Below are 21,431 nucleotides of genomic sequence, written 5' to 3' on the forward strand. Positions count from 1 at the left end.
GCCATGGACATAATCTATTGTGCCGCAGAAATTTCGCTCAATTCTCTCCAATTATTACTTTGCAAGCCAGCGGATGCGGCGCTGTCGTCTGCAGTCGGCTCGCTCCGCGCGCAAATTGGCAGTTGCATTTCCGCCACAGCCCGGTCGGCGAACAACGCGCCGACCGGAGGCACGATGAACTCTCCGCGCACTGTCAATTAAGAAAACCTTGGCCGCGACCTAGGACCGCCGCGACCACGGTTTGCACTTGGTTCAAATTTAAGCGCGCGGCTTGTTACATCGGGAACACAACGCACACGCGGGACATGCGATGCTCAGAAGCGATAGCGCAGCGCGACGCTGGCGGTGCGCGGCGATTCCGGGCGGAACGAGGCCACGCCCCCCGCGCCCACCACCGCGCCCAGCCTGCGCACGTCGGCCAGCGAGCCCTGATCGATGCCGCCGGATGGTGTGATCTTGTTGAACAGATTGCTCACGTTCAAGCCCAGGCTCAGTTCCGGCGTCAATTCATAGTTCAGGAATGCGTTCACCAGCTGGCGCCCCTTGACCTTGAAGTTGTTGCCGTTGTTGGACCACACCGCCGTCTGCCCCACAATCACGGCGCCCAGGGTGAACGCGCCGGCCGAATAACGCGGCGCGATGGTATACAGCCAGTCCGGCGTGCCGCCCGGAACGCCGCCCACCGTGCTGGCGCCGCTGGCCTGCCCCACCAGGTCGCGCGTGATCTTGGCCTTGGTGTAGACGGCGTTGGCGTTGAGGCTGAAGTTGCCGGCGCTCAGCACGCTTTCCAGTTCCAGGCCGTCCGCCTTGTAGCCGATCAGGTTGAGCTTGGGACCGACCGTGCGCGTCTGGTCATAGTCGTACTCGTTGACGGTGGCATGGAACACGGTGGCGAACACGCCGTACTTGCCCCAGCCTGCGCTGCCCCGCAGCTTGGCTCCCAGTTCGCTTTGCTTGACGGTGGCGACGGCGGCCTCCTGCGCGCCGGGGGCCAGGGTGCCTGTCACCGGGTCGATATTGGACGAGTACAGCAGCCGGTCCGCGATCGCGCGCCCGCCCTTGCTGGTGCGGGCGAACACGCTCAGGTCGCGCGAGACGCGCCAGTTGGCGCCCAGCGAATGCGAGGTGTAGCCGACCGCGTAGGCAACCGGACGCGCGTGGGCCACGTCCGCCACCAGCACGTTGCGTTCGGCGCCGGCGATCCGCCCGTCCCCGTCGACGTCCAGCCCGCCGGCCAGCGGGACCGGCACGGCGTACTTGCCCGAAGCGCGCATGCGGTCATGGCGCAGGCTGGCGTCGAAGTCGAAGTCGCCCGCCTCCATGTTCAGGGACAGATAAGGCGCATTGACCTTGTAGTGCGCATCCACATCGCGCGCGCAGCAGCCGCCCCACTGGTTGTTGTAGCCGGTGAGACCCATGCTGGTGAGCGGGGTGCCGGCGGCGTTGCGCACGTCGATCAGCGCGCCGTCGCGCCCCACTTCCGTCAAGCGCTCGCTGATGGCCCATTGCTGCACCACGTCCTGCCGCGCGTGGTACAGGCCGGCACGGGCGTTCAGCTTGCTGCCGCCCAGGCTGAATTTCTTCGACAGGCTGATGTCGTTGGCCATATGGTCCATCTCCGGCGCCAGGGTGTTGATGGCGGCGTTCTGCGACATGTAGCCGGTGGCCAGGTTCGCTTGCGTGACGGCCTGTCCGGCACGGGGGCCGTTCGCGTACACGGCGGACGACCCGGCGCCAAAGCCGGCCAGGATGTCGGCCAGCGAGTTGAGGTTCAGGAACTGGGTCTGGAAGGACGACGCGTTGCGGGACAGCTTGAATTTTTCGTCGAGCGTGAAGCCGTGGTCGAATTCATTGTGCAATTCAAGGCCAACGGCGCGCGATCTCATCGTAATGCCCTTGCCCAGGCTGGCGGCACTGATGGCCGTGCTGCCCGGCCCCACCACCGGCACCGTGCTGTTGAACGGAGAAGACACAGCGTCCTTGCTGACATCGAGGCCGGGGATGGCCGAGAAGCCGCCGACTGTATTGCCGGCGATGCTGACGAAGGCCGGCATGGAGGTATAGGTGGGCGCCTTCTCGTCCAGCAGCTTGAAATTGAGACGCACGTAGCCCTTGCCGCCATTGAAATCGTGCGTGAGGTTGCCCTTGAGCTGGTAGCCTTCCAGCGCAGTGTAGCCGGTGCGGCGCGGCCCTTCGCCGCTGCGGTAATAGCCGCCGACGTGGTAGCGCAGGTGGTCCGACAGTTTGCCGCCGACATCGCCGTCCACCCGGGTTTCCTTGTAATTGAGGCCGCGCGTCATGCCGATGGTCCCGCCCTCCTCTTCCCCGGTCTTGCTGATGAAGTTGATCACCGCGCCCGGCGCGTTGGACGCGAAGGTGGAGGCGGAACCGCCGCGCACGGTCTGGATGCGGTCGACATTGGCGTCGTAGCGGATGAAGTAGTCGTTGTTGGCGAAATTCATGTCGCCGAATTCCACCACCGGCAGGCCGTCTTCCTGCAACTGCACGTATTTGGAGCCGCCGGACGAGATCGGCAGCCCGCGTACCGTGATGTTCGAGTTGCCGCCCGGACCGGCCGAACTCTCGGCCCGCACACCCGGGATCAAGTGCAGCACCTCGGCCTCGCTGCGCGGACCGAAATCGGCGACTTGTTGGCTTTCAACATCCGAAACGGAGACCGAACTGCGCATTTTCGACTTGCCCGCCGGGCTGGCTGTCATCACCACGGTGTCAAGCCGCAGCGCATCCGGCGCGGCGGTGGCCGGCGACTCCTGCTGGGCGTGCGCCGGCACGGCGATCAGGGCGGCGAAAGAAGAGGATGCAAGCAGTGCTGCAATCGGTTGCAGACGCAAAGCGGGACGGCGGCCTGGTGGATGGGTAGTCATAATGGTCTCCTTGATTAGATTAGTTATGGTGGTTCGTTATCGAACAAACACAGATTAGCGCGCATGCTCGTGGATTGCAATCGATTGCAGTGAGCTATCCATAATCGTCATAGCTTAGTTAAGAAGACATATAGCTCCCCGTTTTTGGCTGGGGTAGGATATCCATATCGATATACAATCGATTGCAAAATCCAATAAAGGAGACCCCATGACCACACTACGCCACTGGATCGCGTGCCTGAGCGGCACCATCCTTCTGCAGCACGCTTATGGCGCGGCCGGCGCCCCGCCCGGCCGCATTACCATGCCGCAAGCACGCTTCGCCACCGGCGACGACCCGCGCCGCGCTCAACCAGACTTCGACGACAGCAGCTGGGCCACCATCGACACCAAGCGCAACTATGAGAAACAGGGTTTCGAAGGCTACGACGGCTATTCGTGGTACCGCATCCACGTGACCATCCCCTCCTCGCTCAAAGCCAGCAGCGACTGGCCCCAGCGGCTGCGGGTCTACCTCTCCGGCATCGACGATGCGGACGAGACCTGGCTGAACGGCGTACCCATCGGCAAGACCGGCCGCATGCCGGATGCCCCCGGCGGCTTTGACGGGCGCTGGCAGGCCGTGCGCGACTATCACGCCGACCTCTCGAAAGTGCCGCTCCGCTGGGACCGGGACAATGTGATCGCCATCCGCGTTTATGACGGCGTGGGCGGTGGCGGCTTCCACCGGGACGTGCCCTCGATCAGCATCCCCAACCGCGCGGACGGCCTGCGCTTCGGTCCTGAACGGGCGCAGTTCGATTTCCGCCGGGACGGCAAAGTGGCTGTCTCGCTCAACGCCGCGAACGACTTCCCCACCCGTCAGCGCGGCCGGATGGTAATGGAGCTGTTCGACCAGCGCAGCGGCAAGACGCTGCAGCGCCAGGCCCAAGCATTCACCCTCGCCGCAGGCCAGTCGCGCACGTTGAACTGGGTGCTGCCCACCGGTCCCGGGGTGGAGGCGCGCCTGCGCTACGTGGACGCGCAATCCGGGCACAGCATCGCCTCCCGGCTGCCGCTGCCCTACCTGCTGACGCCGCCGGACAGCGCCGTGCCCGCCATTCACGGCGCCAGCGTGCTGGGCGCGCGGCCCGGCACGCCGCTGGCGCACCGTATTCCCGCCACCGGCAAGGCGCCGCTGCGCTACTCGGCCGCCAAGCTGCCCGCCGGCTTGACGCTCGATGCCGCCACCGGCGTCATCGCAGGCACCGTGCCCGCCGCCGGCAGCTATCCCATCGAACTGCGCGTGGAAAACACGGCAGGCGCGGCCAGCCAGGTGTGGACCCTGGAAGCGGGAGACAAACTGGCACTGACGCCGCCCATGGGCTGGAACAGCTGGAACGCTTTCGGCGTGAACGTAAGCGACGCGCAAGTGCGCGCGAGCGCGCGCATCCTGGTCGAATCAGGGCTGGCCGCAAAAGGCTGGTCTTCGGTGAACATCGACGATGGCTGGCAAGCCGCCGCCCGCGCCAGCGATGGCGAACTGCCCGGCAACGAGCGCTTCCCGAACATGCCGGCCCTGGGCCGCTACCTGCACGGCCTGGGCCTGCGCTTCGGCATTTACTCGTCGCCGGGACCGGCCACCTGCGGCAAATACCTGGGCGCCTACGAGCACGAGGCGCAGGACGCCGCCACCTACGCCAGTTGGGGCGTGGACTTCCTGAAATACGATTTGTGCAGCTACAGCGACATGATCGCCAAGACGCCGACCCGCGCGGCGCACATGCTGCCCTACCAGAAAATGGGCGAGGCGCTCAAGGCGCAACCGCGCAGCATCGTCTACAGCCTGTGCCAGTATGGCGAGCAGCAGGTGTGGGAATGGGGCGCGGACGTGGGCGGCCAGGCTTGGCGCATGACGGGCGACATCCTCGATACCTGGGACAGCGTGCTGGAAACAGGCTTCAGCGCGGCGCCCTACACCCAGCACGTGGCGCCCGGACGATGGAACGACCCGGACATGCTGGTGGTGGGCCATGTGGGCTGGGGCGATCCCAAGCCATCACGGCTGACACCCGACGAACAGTACAGCCATATCAGCCTGTGGAGCATGCTGGCGGCGCCGCTATTGCTGGGCAATGATTTGACGAAGCTCGATGCCTTCACCATGAACCTGCTGGGCAACACTGAAGTGCTGGCGATTAACCAGGATATCCTGGGCCGCGCCGCGAGGCGGGTGCAGGACGGGGACGACTGGCAGATCTGGGTCAAGCCGCTGGCCGACGGCCGCAAGGCGATCGGCGTCTTCAACATGGGCGACAAATTCCGCCGCATGCGCATCGACCCGGCCCTGTATGCCAAAGGGCAATCCGGCCTGCCCTACCAGGCGCGCGACGCCTGGCGGCAGCAAGCGCTGGCAAGCACTGGCGGCGCCATCGACGTCGAGCTGCCAGCCCACGGCGTCATGCTGCTGACCGTGCGGTGATCGCGCAGGGCATGCCAGGCCAAGACAGGCCTGGCGCGCCCTGCGGTTGCCGACGCCCCGAACCTTGCCTGCATGCCGCCCAGGGCCCGCTGGCAATCGCTGGCCGCCGAGCGGCCAGCTACATCACCATCAAACCCATCTCCCTGAGCACGCTGGCCGCCTGCGCGTGCGAGATGACGGCGCCTCTGAACATCTTGGCGTCGTTCAGCTTCAAGCCGCCGATCTCGGCGCCGCGCAAGTCCGCGTTATCGAATTTGGCGAGCTTGAGCAGCGCATCGCGCAGGCTGCCGCCTTCAAACACCGCGTCCCGGAAGTCGCACCCGGACAGGTCCGCATCCGAGAAATCCAGGTTCTTCAGCTCGGCTTTTCTGAACGAGAATCCGCGCAGGTCGGCGCCCACCAGCAGACTGTCTTCAAACGTGGTGCCCAGGTGCGACACTTCCTCGAACGAGGCGCCGGTCAGCTTGCAGCCGCGATAGCTGGCCGAGGCCAGCTTGGCCCTGCGCCACTTGGTATTGTTCAGGTCGCAGCCCTGGAAGCGCGCGTCGACCAGGTCGGCGGCCTCGAAGTCGGCTTCGGCGGCGCGGCAGCGCAGCCAGCTGCTGTGCGACAGCTTGCAGGCATACAGCACCGCCGCGTTGAACGTGCAGCGCTCGAAGGTGCACGATTGCAGGTCGAGGCGTGACAGGTCGGCGTCGGTGAAATCGCAGTTGGCAAAATGCCGGATCGATTGCGCGAGGTGCTGCGACAGCTCCTCGCGGCTAAGGGTGAGGTCGGAAATCATGGTGGCACCGAGTATGCCCGCAAGCGAGACAAGCCGCCAGTCTAGCCAAATCGCGGGATTTCTGAGCAAATCGCGTCATGCCTCGACGGCTTTCGGCCAGGGGCGAGCGCCATCGCGCGACATGCGTTACTATTTCAACAAGCAACCCGGGAGTTCCTTGTCCCGCCCCGACCTACCCTGACTTTTGGAAATCACCTATGCCGATTGAATTGATGCTCGCATCGCCGGTTGCGCTTCCAGCGCAGTCCGGCGTCATCCACACTTACGAATCGGTGAATCTCGCCGATGCGTTCGCGATTCAGCTGCCGCTGGACGCTTCCACCGACCCGGATTTGCTGGCCCGCTTTATCTTCGAGCACCAGCCTGCCTGGATCGGAAAACTCATGAACATCCGCGACGCGATCGTGGCGGGCTTCGGTCTGAAAACCGCCAGTGACCTCGCCGCGCTCGGCGGGGAGGCAAATCCAGGCCGCGTCGGCATCTTCAAGGTCTACAGCACCAGCGGGACGGAGATCGTCCTGGGGGAAGACGACAAGCACCTCGACTTCAGGTTGTCGATCCTGTGTTCCAGCGGGCCGGCGCCCGACAGCAAGCGCATGCTGACCGTCACGACGGTCGTGCACTGCCACAATCTGCTGGGACGCGCTTACATACTCGCCATCGCACCCTTCCACCGCCTGGTCGTCAAAGCCAGTTTGCGGCGCGCCGCGCAAATCGGCTGGCCTCGGCGTCATCCGGACAACTGACGAAAAGGACGCGCGGCCGCTTTAGCGCTTCTTGAGTATCGACCCCAGCACGCCACGGATAATTTCGCGGCCGACTTGGGAGCCGATGCTGCGCGCGGCCGACTTCACCATGGCCTGCACCGCCGTGTCGCGCTTGCCGGTCTTACCGAACAGGCCGCCCAGCACGTCGCCGAAGATCGAACCGCCGTCCTCCGATCCAGCCGGCGCGTCTCCCTGCCGAGGCGCCGGCGCCGGGGCTTCGCGCCGCGCCGGCGCGGCGGGCACGTTCTCCGCCGGCTCCGCGCGGGTGGCAAGGCGGCTGTTCAGCTTTTCGTAGGCCGACTCGCGGTCCACCGTCTTCTCATAGACACCAGCGACCACCGAGGCGGCGATGGCAGCCTTGCGTTCGTTCGCGTCGATCGGCCCGAGCTGGCTGGCCGGCGGCAGGATGAAGGCGCGCTCCACCATCTGCGGCGCGCCCTTGTCGTCCAGGAAGGACACCAGCGCCTCGCCGACGCCCAGCTCCGTGATCACCTGCGCCACGTCGAGCGCAGGGTTGGGCCGGAAAGTCTCTGCGGCGGCCTTGACGGCCTTCTGGTCGCGCGGCGTGTAGGCGCGCAGCGCGTGCTGGACGCGGTTGCCTAGCTGGCCCAGCACGGTGTCCGGAATGTCGAGCGGGTTCTGCGTGATGAAGAACACGCCCACGCCCTTGGAGCGGATCAGCCGCACCACCTGCTCGATCTTCTGCAGCAGCGCCTTGGGCGCCTCGGCGAACAGCAGGTGCGCCTCATCGAAGAAGAACACCAGCTTCGGTTTGTCCAGGTCGCCCACCTCGGGCAGGTTCTCGAACAATTCGGACAGCATCCACAGCAGGAACACCGCGTACAGGCGCGGCGAATTCATCAGCTTGTCGGCGCACAGGATATTGACCACGCCCTTGCCGCCGGCGTCGGTCTGCAGCAGGTCGTCGATGTTGAGCATGGGCTCGCCGAAGAACCGGTCGCCACCCTGCTCCTCGATGCCGATCAGCCCGCGCTGGATGGCGCCTATGCTGGCGGCGCTGATGTTGCCGTAGCTGGTCTTGTAGTCGGCCGCGTTGTCGCCGACGTGCTGCAGCATGGCGCGCAAGTCCTTGGTGTCGAGCAGCAGCAGGCCGTTGTCGTCGGCGATGCGGAACACCAGTTGCAGCACGCCTTCCTGCGTGTCGTTCAGGTTCAGCATGCGCGCCAGCAGCAGCGGGCCGAGGTCGGACACGGTGGCGCGCACCGGATGGCCCTGCTGGCCGAACACGTCCCAGAAGGTGACCGGGCACGCGGCCCACTGCGGCGCCTCCAGTTTCAACGCCTCCAGCCGCTTGCCCATCTTCTCGCCCAGCGTGCCCGCCTTGGCCATGCCGGACAAATCGCCCTTGACGTCGGCCATGAACACCGGCACGCCGATGTCCGACAGCGACTGCGCCAGCTTTTGCAGCGTGACGGTCTTGCCGGTCCCGGTCGCGCCGGTGATGCAGCCATGGCGGTTCACCAGGCTGGACAGCATACCCAGCGTCAGCTGGCCGTTGGTGGCGATCGGAAGGGAGGTCGGCATGATCATTCTCTGGAAATGACGGGAAAAATGATCATACATCAGTAGGCGCCGGCGCTGGAAAACACGTTCCCACCCATTGCTGCCGCAGTGATCGGCGCCGCGAAATCAGGCGATGCCGCCGGCGCTCTCGCGCACCGCGCCGCACGCGCCGTTCACGCCGTGGACGCGGTTGCGGCCCTCGTTCTTGGCCCGGTACAGCGCCGTGTCGGCCGCCAGTATCAAGTCATCGATGGCGGCGCCGTCCGCAGGGATGCAGACCGCCACGCCCAGGCTGAGCGTGACCACGGGCGCCACCGGCGAGGCAGGGTGGGCAATGGCCAGGGCCTCGCACGCGGCGCGCACTTCCTCGGCGATGGCTTGCGCGGCGGCGCGCTCGGTGCCGGGGATCAGCAGCACGAACTCCTCGCCGCCGTAGCGCGCCGCCAGGTCGCCCGCGCGCCTGGCGTGGCTGAGGAACACCCCCGCCACGGCCGCCAGGCAGCGGTCGCCCTCCTGGTGGCCGAGCGTGTCGTTGTAGGACTTGAAGCTGTCGATGTCGGCGATCACCAGCGCCAGCGGGGTACGGCTGCGGCCGGCCCGGTTCCATTCCTCGTGCAGCACCTGGTCGAAGCGGCGGCGGTTCGCCAGCCCGGTCAGCGCGTCCATGAACGACAGGCGCGACAGGTGCTCGTTGGCCTGCCTGAGCGCTTCGGTCTTTTGCGCCACCAGGCGTTCCATCTCGGCGTGCCGGACGCGCAACTGCCGTACCCGCAGCCGGAACAGCGCGAACACCAGCGCCGACAGCGCCGACAGCGACAGCGCGATGAACCAGTAGGTCTGATAGAAGAATGGCTGCACCGTGATCGCCAGCCCCGCCCCCGGATCGCTCCAGCGCTTACCGTCGATGGAGGCGATGACGCGGAAACGGTAGGCGCCATGCGCCAGGGCGGGGAAGGAGACTTCGCGGCTGGCGCCCGCGTCGATCCAGTCCTTGGCCAAGCCCTCCATCTGATAGCGGAAGCGCACGCGCTCGGCGTTGAGCAAGGTCTTCGCGCTGTACTGGATGGAAATCGTGGCCGGGCCGGGCGGCAAGGTCAGCTGTGGCGCAAGGCCGGCTTGCGCCTGCGGCGCCACTTGCCGGCCGGCGCCATTGGCGACCAGGCGCTCCAGCCGCACGGCGGGCGGCTGGTCCATATCCGGCAGGTGCCGCGGATCGACCGTCACCAGGCCCTTGGCCGACGGCAGCAGCAAGCGGCCTTCGCTGTCGATGGCGCTGGCCGGCTGCAAGCCGCCCGCGAACGTAGTACTGCGCATCGATTCGCCGGGGCCGAAACCCACCGACGTCACGCGCGCCAGCCGGCCTTCGGCGAAGGCGTCCAGCTCGCTGCGCGCGACGCGGTAAAAGCCCCGGTTGCCGGTCACCCACAAGTGGCCGCCGGCGTCTTCCGCGATGCTCAAACTGGTGCCGTCCCACAGCCCGTCGGCGGGCCGGATGCCGCTCAGGCGCTCGCCGCGCAGGCGGTTCAAGCCGTCGCCATTGCTGCCTATCCACAGCGTTCCCGCCGCGTCCTGGTACAGCGACATGATCCAGTTCGACAGCAGGCCGTCGGCCATGGTCAGGGTCTTGAAGGCGCCGTCGCGGTAGCGCACCAGGCCTTCGCCCGTGGTGCCGAACCACAGCGTGCCGCGCTTGTCCTGCAGGATGGACGAGACGCCGCCCGACGGCGCGCCGGCATCGCGCACGGCCGCGAAGCGCTTGCCGTCCAGGCGCGCGATGCCGGACTGGGTGCCGGCCCAGACCATGCCCTGCTTGTCCTGGAACAGGACCCGCACTTCCGAGCTGGGCATGCCCTCCTCGCTGCCGTACAAGTCCACCTTTCCCGCGTGCAGCCGCGCCGCCCCGCCGGTGTAAGTGCCAATCCACAGCGCACCCTCGCGGTCCTCCATCAGGCTGGAGATTTCCTCGCTGGGCAGGCCGTCTTTTTTCCCCAGCGCCGTGATGCCGCCGGCGTCGATCCGGTTCAGGCCGCCCCCGGCGGTGGCCGCCCAGACCACGCCGTTGCGGGCCTGCAGCACGGAACGGACATTGTCGTGCGACAGCCCTTCCGGTATGCCCAGCACGCCGAACGCCCGCTCGCGCAAACGGGCCAGGCCGTTCACCCAGGTGCCGACCCAGACGCTGCCCTCGCCATCGGTCTGCAGCGACCAGATGTGGTCGCCGGCCAGGCCGTTGCTGCTGGCCAGCGCGCTGAAGCGCTCGCCCACCATGCGCACCACGCCCGCGCCCCAGGTGCCTATCCACAGCGTGCCGTTGCGGTCGCGCGTCAGGCCGGTCAACTGGTCGGTCGGCAGGCCGTCGGCCACGGTGTAGACCTTGATCTTGCCTTGCTGGACGCGCGCCAGGCCGCCGCCGGCGGTGGCGGCCCACACGCCGCCGGCCGGATCGGCCAGCACGGAGCGCACCTGCAGGTGGGGGAAGCCGTTGTCCGGATTCAGGGTCTCGAAACGGCCGCCTGCGTACGACACCAGGCCGCCGCCCGAGGTGGCGATCCACAACACGCCGTCCCGGTCGAAGGTCAGCGCGCGCAGGCGGTCGGTGGGCAGGCCGTCGGCTTGCCGGAAATGCTTGGCGACGCCCTTTTCCCAGCGCACCAGGCCGTTGTTGGTGGCGGCCCACACGGCGCCGTCCGGCGCTTGCGCAAACGCCCACACCCGCTGGTCGCCCATCGGCGCGGCCGTGAAGACGGCGCGGAACTTGCCGTCGCGGTAAATGGCCGCGCCCTTGTTATGGCCTATCCACAGGTTCTGCTGCGCATCCTGCATCAGGCCGAGCACGGGCTGGGACGCGAAATCGGCGAATTCGGCGGCGCCAAACGTGGTGAAGCGCGCGCCGTCAAAGCGGGCCAGGCCGCCGAGGGTACCTACCCACAAATAGCCGTCGCTGGTCTGCAGCAGCGCGGCCACCGCGTTCTGCGGCAGCCCCTGCTCGATCTGCCAGCCATCGAGCCGGAACTGGCTCAGCGCCTTTTCCTGCGCCAGGGGAGAATCCGAAGACGAGGCGGACGCCGCCGGCGCGGCACCCGCAGCGCCAACCGTGCCCAGCGCGCAGGCGCAAGCAAGCGGCGCAGCCAAGGCCCGCAAGTTGAATTTGAGCCATGCCAATGCTGCGCGCAAACCGTCTCCTTTATGTATAGCAACATGATACCGTATGGCGGCGGCATCTACACAGAGACGTAAGGCTAGCTTTGCAAGGCCACCACAGGCTTGAGGCGCATGGCGATGCGCGCGTGGCGCGCGCCGGCCAGCGCCACGATGGCCGCGCCGATCGCGAAAGCGAACGCCAGCGTCCACAGCCCGATCGCCGCGTGCTCGGTGTACCCGGCCAGGTAGCGCATGATCGCCACGGCCGCGACCGGCAGCCCCAGCGCGGCCGGCAGCACCAGCATGACGCCGAGCTGCCTGGCGATCAGCTTGCCGATGTCCCGCCGCCGGGCGCCGTACAGCTTGCGCAGGGCGATCTCCGGGGTGCGGCGCTGCACCGCGTCGGCGGCCAGCACATAGGCGCCGATGGCGGCGATCAGCAGCGCGATCACGGTCGCCACCGCCAGCAGGCGGGACAGGCGCCCGTCGTCCGCGTAGTTGGCCGCGAAGATGTCGCTGGCCGCGCGCATCTCCAGCGGCGAATTGGGGAAGTACCTGGGCCACACGGCCCGCACGGCGCGCTCCACCTCGGCCAGCGGCGCCGTGGTGCGCACCGTCAGCGTGGTGCCGCCGGTCGACAGTTCGTAGGCCGCAGGGTGCGGCGCCTCGCGCAGCGAGTGGAAGCGCAGGTCGGGCGCGATGCCGACGATGCGCCTGGCCTTCAGTTCGCCGTTCGGGCCGCCGCTGGCCGCCCTCGACAGCAGCAGTTGCCCCACCGCCTTCGCCGGCGACCCGAAACCGAGCCGCTGCGCGGCAAGCGCGTTGATGACGACCGTGCCGGTGCTGTCGTCCGTGTCCGCCTCCGCGCTGAACAGCCTGCCGCTCACGGGCAGCACGCCGTGCAAGGCGAAAAAGTTCGCGCTGACCGGCCGCACGTCAACCTGCACGCTCTCGCCGCCTTCCCGCTTCATGCCCGTGCTCCACTGGTTCCTGCCGCGCCCCACGGCGTCGGTCGAGACAGCGACGCCGGCAACGCCCGGCTCGCGCGCCAGCGCGGCCATGAAGCCGCGCGCCTGGGCGCTGCGCTTCACCATGTGCATCTCCGGCAGGTCCAGCACCAGCAGCGGCGCGGGATCGAAGCCGGGCGAGGCGCCGATGGCGAAACCGGTTTGCCATGCCACCGCCATCGTGTAGCCGGCCAGTCCCATCGCGGCGGCGATCTGCACCGTCGCCAGGCATAGGCGCAGGCGCCGGCTGCCCGGCGGCTCGGCGTCCGGCCGCCCTGAGAGCGCCTGCGACGGCCGCACGCGGAAGGCGACCCATGCCGGATAGAGCGCTGTCAGCAAGCCCAGCGCCACGCCGATCAGCACGGCGCCGGCGGCATTGTCCATCGACAGCATGCCGTTCAGGTCGCGCTGCATCAGCACGGAAAACAGCGGCAGCGCCAGCCAGGCCAGCAGCAAGCCGACGGCCGTCGCCAGCAGCGACACCAGCAGCGATTCGGCGACGAACTGCAGCGCCAGCCGCCCCGTGCCCGCGCCCAGCACCTTGCGCATGCCGATCTCGCGCTGGCGCCGTATCACGCGGATGGTGGCCAGGTTGGCGTAGTTGATCCCCGCCAGCAGCAGGATCAGCAAGCCGACGGCGGCCAGGCCCGCCACCACGGCGGCGTCGCCACGGTCGGTCTCCAGGGAAAAGAAATTGGCGCCCGCGTCGCGGTCGAAGTAGGCTTCGCGCAGCGGCGACAGCTGGACCTCCATCACCTTGCGCCCGGCCAGGCGTTCCCTGGCGTCCGGCGGCACGTTCTGCACGGCGGGCGCCTGGTCGGCTGCCCGCTGCAGCGCGGCTGTCACCGTCGCCAGCGGCGCGCCCGGCTGCACCCGCACCAGCAGCATGCCCCACCAGCCGCCCGCCCCCGTCAGCGCCTCGTCCTTCGCCTCCTTCGGCACCACCACGGACGCGGCGCCGTTCAGCGCTTCGAAGCGGATGGTGGTGTTGGATGGCGGATCGCGCAGCACGGCGGCGATGCGCAGCGTGGCCACCTGCTCCTGCACGCTGCTGGCGCGCACCGTCCGCCCCAGCACGTCGGCGGTACCGAACAGGCGGACGGCGGCCCCTTCCGTGATGGCGAAGCTGCCGGGCTGCTCCAGCGCCGCGCGCAGATCGCCCTGGATGGCCTGCAAGCCCATCATGCCGGCGAAGCCCGGCAGCACCGTCAGGCTTTTCAGCTTGCGCGGCAGACCGTCCGCCTGCACCGTCAGCGGCAGCCAGTTGACATAGCCGCTGACGCCGGCGACGCCCGGTGCCGCCAGCGCGGCATGGCGCAGCAGCGTGGGCGCCTGGTCGAACCAGGTGCCGCCTTCGCTGGTGTTCTGGCGCTGCTTGAGCACATACACGTTGCCGGCATCCGGCACGTGCGCGTTGTACTGCCACGAATAACGGGCAAAGCCAAGCAGCAGCAGGCAAGCCGCCAGGCCGACGCCCAGCCCCAGCACGGAGACCAGCGAAAACGCCGGATCCCGCACCAATATACGCAAACCTATCCGAAAATCCTGTCGCTTCATCATCCCTCCGGCATCGCGTCCAAAACCATTTCCTGAGCAAAGGCCGTGCCAAGGCTGCAGGGCGCGCCGCGCCGGGCGTTCCGCCGGCCGCGCCGCGCACAGTGTCCGGATTCGGACATGGTCCAGCGTCCGCTTTTGAACAAGGCATCATAATGCAAGCGCAGCTGCAGGTAGAATGGCAGCAAGAGCATGCGTACAAAGGAGATCGAATGGTCAGCTTATTCCGCCGCCTGGCGTGCTACCTGCTGCTACTGCCACTGCTGTGCGCACAAGCTGCGCGCGCAAGCGACGCCGCGCCGCTGCAGATTGTCACCGGCGACCTGCCGCCCTTCGCCATCGAAGGCCAGCCGCAGCGCCCCGGCCTGCACGTCGAGATCGTGGAGCAGTTGCTGCGCCGCGCCGGCAGTCCCGCGAAAGTCGGCTTCTATCCCTGGGCGCGCGCCATCGCGCTGACCCAGCACACGCCGCGCACCGCCATCGTGCCGCTGACCCGCACTCCCGAACGCGAAGCGCACTTCACCTGGCTGATGAAGCTCGACACCCAGCATTTCGTGTTCATCAACCGCGCCGGCGCGCCGCCGGTCGGCTCGCTGGAGCAGGCGCGCAAACTGCGCATCGTGGTGCTTCGCGGCTCGCCCAACCTGGCCCAGCTGATGAACCGGCAGTTCACCGAGGCGCAGATCGTCCAGGTCGCCAAGGTCGAGGACATGATCAAGATGGTCGAGCGCGGCGTCGTCGACGCGCTATACGGCGGCAACGTCATCAACATGGAAAAGATCCGCTCCAGCGGCCGCAACCCGGCCGACTTCCAGGTCGGCATGCTGGTCGAATCGGCCGACATGTGGCTGGCCGGCGGCAAGGACTTCGGCGACGCCGGACAAGCCGCCTGGCAACGCGCCTACGACGCCATGCTCAAGGACGGCACGCTGGCCCGCCTATACCGCAGCTATGGGGTCGCACTGCCCTAGCCCTTGTGGCTGCGTGCGCATTGCCAAGGCGGTCTTGCCCGCCGTGGCGCGGCATCCCGCGGCGCATCGGGCGATGCGCCGCTAGTCTCCTCGCTTAGTACCCCACCTGCTTCAGGTATTCGGCGCGCGCGGCGAGCGCGGTGTCGGCGAAGTCCGAGAACAGGCCGTCCACGCCGAGCGCATAGAACTGCTTGTACTCGGCCTTCGGGGCGCCCTTGTAATCGGCCGCCAGGCGGCGCTGCTCGTTGCGGAAAGTGTAAGGATGGACGAACAGTCCGGCATTGTGGGCGTCCGTCACCAGGGTGGTGGGCGCCAGGGTGCTGGTGTCGGCCTCGTTCACCTTGCCGTCGCCATTCACGTCCGCCACTTTGCCGTCCGCACCGACCGTGCCCCTGACGCTGACGATGTAGCGTTTCCAGGGGCCGATACCATCGGCATAGGTCTTGATCTCGGCCAGTCCGGCAGGCGTGACCATGGCGCTGAACAGGCGCTTGTCGCCCGCCTGCGCCCAGTCATAAGGCCGGTCATACGGCGCCGCGAAGGTCAGCGCGCCGGTTTTCAGGTCCACGTCGTCCGCATCGATCAGCTGTACCAGCTTCACCGTGGATCCCTTGCCGCGCAGGTATTTCAGGCTGCCCGGTTCGAAGCTCTGCAGGTATACCGGCGCGCTACGGTCATTCCAGCCGGCGGCGGTCAGCAGCGCCAACAGCTTGTCCTCCAGCGGCAGGCCCTGCTGGCGGTGGAAGGTGGGGTTCTTGGTTTCCGCGTACAGCGCGATCGGGCGTCCACTCTTCTTGATCATGTCGATCACTTCCTGGATGGTCGCGATCTTGTACTTGCCGTTGAATTCCTGCGGGCGCTCGGCGTCGGTGGAAATGCCGCCCAGCGTCTTGATTTCGGCCAGCGTGAAGTCACCCGCGAACCAGCCCTCCTGCACCTCGCCGTCCACGCTCAGCGTGCGCTTGCGGTCGGCGAATTCAGGGTGCTTGGCCACATCGGTGCTGAACGCCAGGTTGGGGTCGTGACGCGCGATCAGCACGCCGTCCCTGGTGGAGACGATGTCGGGTTCGATGGCATCCGCGCCCTGCTCGATGGCCCTGGCGTAGGCTTCGACGGTTTCCTCAGGCAGCGTGCCGCCCGCGCCGCGATGCGCGACCACCAGCGCCGGCTTGCCGTCCAGCGTAGGCAAGGAAACCCAGTCGCCGCTGCCGCAGGCGCTCAACACGGCCGCCATGCACGCGGAGGCGAGGCCCGGGTTCAGTTTGCGCAGCTGTACATATAACATTTCCACCCCTTGATAAATTGTTAATGGGGCGGATTTTAAGGATGCAAAATGACAGGCGCGTGAAATGCGTTATCGTGCGCGCAAAAAAAAAGGGGGGCAGCGCGAAGCTGCCGCCCGGATTTAGCGCAGCGCGGCGGCGCTGACGACTTTCGCCTCGCTCCAGCTACCGTCGGCCATGCGCTGGCGCGGCTGCGCGATCAGCACTTCGCCGCTGGCGTCGTCATCGCCGATGAGCTTGATCGTCACCTTCAGCGCGCGGTCTGCCGCGACGAAAGTGTTCGGCGAGGCGGCCACCATCTTGTGCATGCCTTCCTCGTCGATCTCGCCGTACAAGGCGCTGCCGTGGCCGAAGCTGCGCAGGTGCAGCACCTTGCCGTTCGACAGCGAGTAACCGCCGCGATAAGGGCTGGTCTCTTCGCGCGACAGGTGCAGCGGGGCGGCAGGCAATTCGATTTTCAGCATGCTGCCTGGTACGTTCACCGTCTCGTCCTGGCCGGTCGTTTGCGCGGCGGCGGTCAGGGAAATAGCGCCCAGCATTGCGGCGAGAAGAAATTTTTTCATGATGTGGCCCATCCATAGAATAGTGTGATTCGATGAGAACTGCTCGGGCCGGCGAACATCTGCGTGTGGCCGGGTTGATGTCACTTTAGACAGGCAGCCGTACCGAAACAAGCCGCGCGGGATGGAATGCATTTTTGGGGGGATGAACTGCACGAAACGCCGCCCTGGCGGAAAAACCAGAGGCGGCGCCGCCTGCTTATTTGAAGCGCTTGGGATGGCGCTTGCGGTTGACCGTGTTCTGCTCCTGCAGCATGGAGTCGACCCGCTCGGAGGCCTGGCGCGACAGCTGCTGCGCCAGCTCGATATCGGGGAAGAACTCCGGCAGGCGGTAGCCCAGCCAGGCATAGGCGGAGTACAGGCGGCAGGTATCCTCCACCTCCTGCAGGGACAAATAGGACAGCGCGAAATCGTCCGCCTTCAAGCGCGTCTGCTTCGCGCGCGACAGCGACATGGCCCAGTGCTCCCAAGCGCGCTGCAAGGACATCACCTTGCTCGACACTGGCACCAGCGACAGCGTGAACTTGTCGGCCACCGACAACGGCAAACTGTCGAGCCACTCGGCGCGCGTGCTCTGGTCCTCGGTGATGCGCGGGTAGAAGAAGCCGTCCGGCACGTCGATGTTGTGGACGAAACGTTTCAGCAACTTGGCCAGCGCGGTTTCGCTGGTGACGGACGCGATGCGGTGCAGATGCTCGAGCGTGGGCGCGACCGAGAAGCCGCTGGTGTTCAGCGGCGCCAGTTTCTCCTTCAGCAGCGCGCGCATCACCTGGTGCGTGTCGTCGTCGTAGCCCGCCACCAGGCCTTCCTCGTGGATGCCGTAGCGCCCCGCCCTGCCGGCGATCTGGCGCGCCAGCGCGGCCGAGATCTCCTCTTCCTCGACACCGTTGTATTTGACGCTGGTGGTCATCACGATACGCGAAATCGGCATGTTCAGCCCCATCGCTATCGCATCCGTGCCCACCACCACGTCGGCCTGGCCGTCGCGGAAACGCTGCGCCTGCGCGCGCCGCACCTCCGGCGACAGGTTGCCGTACACGGTGGCCACGGACAGGCCGGCCTCGGTCACCATGTCGCGCCACATCAGCACTTCGCGGCGCGAGAAGGCGATCACCGCGTCGCCCTTGCGCAGGTTGCGGATCTTGCGCACCGACGTCGACTCCATCGACAGCGGCGCCTTGCGTTTCAACACGTGCACCTCGAGCGGACATTCGAGCCGCTCGGCCAGCGCCTCGATGGCGCGCCGCGCTTCCGGCGCCCCCACCAGGTAGACCGTGCGGGCCGGCGCGCCGCAAACGGCGGCGGTCCAGGCGGCGCCCCGGTCGCGGTCGGCCAGCATCTGGATCTCGTCGATCACCGCAACGTCCACCGGGGTGCGGGTGTCGAGCATCTCCACCGTGCTGGCGACGTGGGTCGCGTCCTCGGCCAAGCGGCGCTCCTCGCCCGTCACCAGGCTGACGGCGAGCGGTTTGCCGTGCTGGGTGAACGCCTGCAGCCGCTCGTAGTTTTCCAGCGCCAGCAGCCGCAGCGGCGCCAGGTAAATGCCGCTGGGCGCCTTGGACAGCGCCTCGATGGCGCGGTGGGTCTTGCCCGAATTAGTCGGCCCCAGCAACGCGATGAAGCGGCGCGGCATGCGGCGCGCCACGTCGAAGGAATCCGGATACTCTGCCAGGTTGATGCTTTGCTTGGTGCGCTCGGCGTGGCGCTCCTCGGTCTGGCGTTCGATCGCATGGTCCAGGCGCTGGCGGATGCGGTCGAACACCTCGCCCGCCATGAGCGAGGTCTGCATGTCGGCCAGCGTGTGCAGGAAACTCATCGCGTCCAGGCTGTAGTCCTCGGCGGCCGCCGCCATCTCGTGCGCGAAGGCCAGCACGTGCTCGCGCAAATCGCCGATGGCCTTGTCATTGCTGCGTTCCCGCAGCAATGCGCTGCGCGCCTCGGTGTCCATCTTGCGCCACTTGGACGGCTTGGCCAGCACGCCTTGCGCCGGCACCAGCTCGTAAGGCACGGACAGGCCCTCGGCCTCGACCACGCCGGCGAAGCGCAGGAAGACCCGGCCCTCCATCTTCACCAGGCTCACGCCCTTGTCCGCCAGGCCCAGTTGCCGGACCAGCAGGTCGTCGTCGCCCGCGTCGTGTTCTTCCATGGAGCTGCTCATAGTCTGTCGCTAGTGGTGGTTGAGGCCGAGTATACCAAGGCTGTACAATCCCGCCATGCCATACACCATTGCCGCCGCCGTTCACCACGAATTGATCATCAAGAAGAGCCGCTTCATCGCCTGCGTCCAGCCTATGCCGGACCGTGCTTCCGCACAAAAAGTGGTGGCCGGATTGTGGGCCGAGCATCCAGGCGCGGCCCACGTCTGCTGGTCGCTGCTGGCCGGCGGCCAATCGGCAGCCGTGGACGACGGGGAACCGAGCGGCACCGCCGGCCGCCCCATGCTGGACGTGCTGCGCCACCAGGACCTGGAAGGCGTGCTTGCCACCGTGGTGCGCTACTTCGGCGGCGTGAAGCTCGGCGCGGGCGGCCTGGTGCGCGCCTACACCGATTGCGTGGCGCAAGCCTTGCTGGGCGCCGAAAAAATCGCCATCGTCAAGCTGCGCACGCTGCGCTGCGAAGTGCCGTACGCGCTGGAGGGCCTGATGCGGCGCGAGATCGAACTGGCCGGCGCGCGCCTGGACGGCGTCGAGCACGCCGATCTGGTGCGCTTCGAATTCAGCCTGCAGGACAGCGCAGCCGTGGCCATGACGGCGCGCCTGGGCGAGACCGGCGGCGGCCGCATCGCCTGGCTGGACGAAGCTGAAACCGACGAGGATTGAAATGCCGAGGGTGAACGATGCGAGTTGAACTGGTCTCCGAGCCGCAGTACGCGTCTCTTGTCGCACTGCTATGCGAACTGCACACTTATTACAATGAAGGCTCTTCGGTTTCGCCCGAGACTGTGCGTTCTTACCTGGTCGAGGAGCTGCTCGCCGCCCACTCGCCGCTGCGCCTGGCCGTCGCCTTTCAGGACGACGGCCAGGTACTCGGCTTTGCGGCGGTCTCGCTAAGCTACTCGCTGGTCGATCCCAGCCCGGGGAAGCGCCGGCAGTGCTGGCTGAAGGAGCTGTATGTGCTGTCGTCCGGGCGTAGCCTGGGCGTGGGCAAGGCGCTCATGCAGTGGGTGGCACGGTACGCGCTTGAGAACGGCTGCTGCCGCATCGACTGGCCGGTCAAGGCCGGCAACGCCAGGGGCATCGCCTTCTACGAAAGTCTGGGCGCGGAACGGGTTGCCGACAGGCTCAGCTACAGGCTGTCCGGACCACGCCTCGGCGAACTCGCGGGCACAGGCTAAAAATTCGACTTGAAAACAATCCTTGTCGAATCGCGCCAGCCGGTCTATAATGCCGCCTCTTCGGGTCGTTAGCTCAGCTGGTAGAGCAGCGGACTTTTAATCCGTTGGTCGCAGGTTCGAATCCCGCACGGCCTACCACGAATACAGGGCGCCTCGAAATACCTGTCGTTCCGCATCGGCGGACCGCCGCGCAGGCGGGAACCCATACTTCGCATGCTCAGAGGCGTAGCATGGATTCCCGCTTGCGCGGGAATGACAAATTAGCGGTTATTCGAGGTTCCCTACAGTTGTACAGATCAGGCTTACCTGCTTCGGCGCGTAAGCCTTTTTTGCGCCCAGGCATAAAGCAAGCTATGAAAAGCATTCGTTTAGAGAAAATAAATTTTCGGGCCACAAGAGAGCGTGGGGATGAATTGGAGCAGCATCAATTGGCGGAACGGGCATTCAAGGTACTACGCCCGCTCTATGGCCATCTGACAGACACCGAATACACCACGATATTGGACCATGTGATCCGCGACACAACACCGGTGGTCTTTCGCGGACTCTTCATGATTGATGATGATGAGCGCGATCTGGGCTTGATTGGCGTGCGCATTGGCGAGACCACTTACCACGGCCAGACCATTGCGCATTTGACAGTTCATCTTGGGCTGCACCCTGGGGCCAGAGGTGAAAAACATACTGCAAAACTGATCTGGCAAGAAATCTTCCGGTATCGATTAAGACATCCTCTTCGCCCGTTTTTTATTATCGACACACCCATTTCCGCTGCCAGTTACCGAAAGATGCACAAAGGAACGGCGCAGATTTTTCCAACGCCAGGCAATCCGATACCCGAACATCTTTGGCCCTTGTGTGAGTTTATTGCAAAGGAAAAAGGATGGCTGCCTATTGAAGGATGTCCAAAAGAAGCGCGCTTTGTCAATCGCCCTCTCACAACTTTGTCGGTCAACGACACCCGCCCGGAATCTCAAGACTATCGTTCTACTGCACGCTGGTTCAACGAAACGACTCAAGGTGTGCCGGGTAGTTCAGTCATGGTGATTGTTCCCATCACCGTATCTAACATGGTGATGTCCACGCTTAAACAGATAAAGAATTACATCCAGAAAAAATAAGTCCCTACCGCTGGAGGCGCGCGGGCGGCTTCGTGGACA

General features: G+C 66.3%; 14 protein-coding genes and 1 tRNA gene. 7 read left to right on the forward strand and 8 right to left on the reverse strand.

Going from position 1 to position 21,431, the window contains the following annotated elements; genetic code table 11:
- Positions 1-314: 314 nt before the first annotated feature.
- Entirely contained in the window at positions 315-2,885 is a 2,571-nt protein-coding gene (locus tag ACSQ8Y_RS15815; RefSeq protein ID WP_436267401.1) for a TonB-dependent receptor domain-containing protein, read from the reverse strand.
- A gap of 208 nt (positions 2,886-3,093) precedes the next feature.
- Between ACSQ8Y_RS15815 and ACSQ8Y_RS15820 the strand changes: the two genes are divergently transcribed.
- Positions 3,094-5,346, forward strand: coding sequence for a putative Ig domain-containing protein (locus tag ACSQ8Y_RS15820; protein ID WP_436267402.1), 2,253 nt, complete (start codon positions 3,094-3,096; stop codon positions 5,344-5,346).
- A 118-nt stretch (positions 5,347-5,464) separates the two neighbouring features.
- On the opposite strand, the gene ACSQ8Y_RS15825 is transcribed toward ACSQ8Y_RS15820, so the two are convergent.
- On the reverse strand, positions 5,465-6,130 hold the full coding sequence (locus ACSQ8Y_RS15825; protein ID WP_436267403.1) for a pentapeptide repeat-containing protein: 666 nt from the start codon (positions 6,128-6,130) through the stop codon (positions 5,465-5,467).
- Between the two features lie 197 nt (positions 6,131-6,327).
- On the opposite strand from ACSQ8Y_RS15825, the gene ACSQ8Y_RS15830 reads away from it, so the two are divergent.
- On the forward strand, positions 6,328-6,876 hold the full coding sequence (locus tag ACSQ8Y_RS15830) for a DUF2867 domain-containing protein (RefSeq protein WP_436267404.1): 549 nt from the start codon (positions 6,328-6,330) through the stop codon (positions 6,874-6,876).
- Positions 6,877-6,897: 21 nt separating this feature from the next.
- On the opposite strand, the gene ACSQ8Y_RS15835 is transcribed toward ACSQ8Y_RS15830, so the two are convergent.
- The 3 genes from ACSQ8Y_RS15835 to ACSQ8Y_RS15845 form a co-directional block, all read right to left on the reverse strand.
- The gene (locus ACSQ8Y_RS15835; RefSeq protein WP_436267405.1) at positions 6,898-8,442 is read right to left on the reverse strand and encodes a helicase HerA-like C-terminal domain-containing protein; all 1,545 of its coding nucleotides are present in this window, start codon (positions 8,440-8,442) and stop codon (positions 6,898-6,900) included.
- Between the two features lie 105 nt (positions 8,443-8,547).
- Positions 8,548-11,595, reverse strand: a complete 3,048-nt coding sequence (locus ACSQ8Y_RS15840; protein ID WP_436267406.1) for a two-component regulator propeller domain-containing protein — start codon at positions 11,593-11,595, stop codon at positions 8,548-8,550.
- 65 nt (positions 11,596-11,660) lie between these two features.
- Positions 11,661-14,099, reverse strand: coding sequence for an FtsX-like permease family protein (locus ACSQ8Y_RS15845; RefSeq protein WP_436267407.1), 2,439 nt, complete (start codon positions 14,097-14,099; stop codon positions 11,661-11,663).
- Positions 14,100-14,335: 236 nt separating this feature from the next.
- Between ACSQ8Y_RS15845 and ACSQ8Y_RS15850 the strand changes: the two genes are divergently transcribed.
- Positions 14,336-15,094 carry a substrate-binding periplasmic protein gene (locus tag ACSQ8Y_RS15850; protein ID WP_436267408.1) on the forward strand — a complete coding sequence of 253 codons (759 nt, stop codon included), beginning with the start codon at positions 14,336-14,338 and terminating at the stop codon, positions 15,092-15,094.
- A gap of 94 nt (positions 15,095-15,188) precedes the next feature.
- Here the strand turns inward: ACSQ8Y_RS15850 and ACSQ8Y_RS15855 are convergent, their stop codons facing one another.
- The 3 genes from ACSQ8Y_RS15855 to ACSQ8Y_RS15865 form a co-directional block, all read right to left on the reverse strand.
- Positions 15,189-16,379, reverse strand: a complete 1,191-nt coding sequence (locus ACSQ8Y_RS15855) for a glycerophosphodiester phosphodiesterase (protein ID WP_436267409.1) — start codon at positions 16,377-16,379, stop codon at positions 15,189-15,191.
- Positions 16,380-16,499: 120 nt separating this feature from the next.
- Positions 16,500-16,940 carry a hypothetical protein gene (locus tag ACSQ8Y_RS15860; protein WP_436267410.1) on the reverse strand — a complete coding sequence of 147 codons (441 nt, stop codon included), beginning with the start codon at positions 16,938-16,940 and terminating at the stop codon, positions 16,500-16,502.
- 196 nt (positions 16,941-17,136) lie between these two features.
- On the reverse strand, positions 17,137-19,083 hold the full coding sequence (locus ACSQ8Y_RS15865; RefSeq protein WP_436267411.1) for a helicase-related protein: 1,947 nt from the start codon (positions 19,081-19,083) through the stop codon (positions 17,137-17,139).
- A 67-nt stretch (positions 19,084-19,150) separates the two neighbouring features.
- Between ACSQ8Y_RS15865 and ACSQ8Y_RS15870 the strand changes: the two genes are divergently transcribed.
- The 4 genes from ACSQ8Y_RS15870 (at position 19,151) to ACSQ8Y_RS15885 (ending at position 21,392) form a co-directional block, all read left to right on the forward strand.
- A complete protein-coding gene (locus tag ACSQ8Y_RS15870) occupies positions 19,151-19,756 on the forward strand; it encodes an IMPACT family protein (protein ID WP_436267412.1) in 606 nt (201 codons plus the stop codon).
- Between the two features lie 17 nt (positions 19,757-19,773).
- Positions 19,774-20,271 (forward strand): N-acetyltransferase family protein, encoded by a 498-nt coding sequence (locus ACSQ8Y_RS15875; protein WP_436267413.1) that lies wholly within the window; start codon positions 19,774-19,776, stop codon positions 20,269-20,271.
- A 62-nt stretch (positions 20,272-20,333) separates the two neighbouring features.
- Positions 20,334-20,409 (forward strand) — tRNA-Lys (locus ACSQ8Y_RS15880).
- A 92-nt stretch (positions 20,410-20,501) separates the two neighbouring features.
- Positions 20,502-21,392: a hypothetical protein gene (locus tag ACSQ8Y_RS15885; protein WP_436267414.1), complete on the forward strand. Its 891-nt coding sequence runs from the start codon at positions 20,502-20,504 to the stop codon at positions 21,390-21,392.
- Positions 21,393-21,431: the final 39 nt, after the last annotated feature.

The sequence above is a fragment of the Pseudoduganella sp. LjRoot289 genome (assembly GCF_964252925.1).
Lineage (GTDB): Bacteria > Pseudomonadota > Gammaproteobacteria > Burkholderiales > Burkholderiaceae_D > Rugamonas.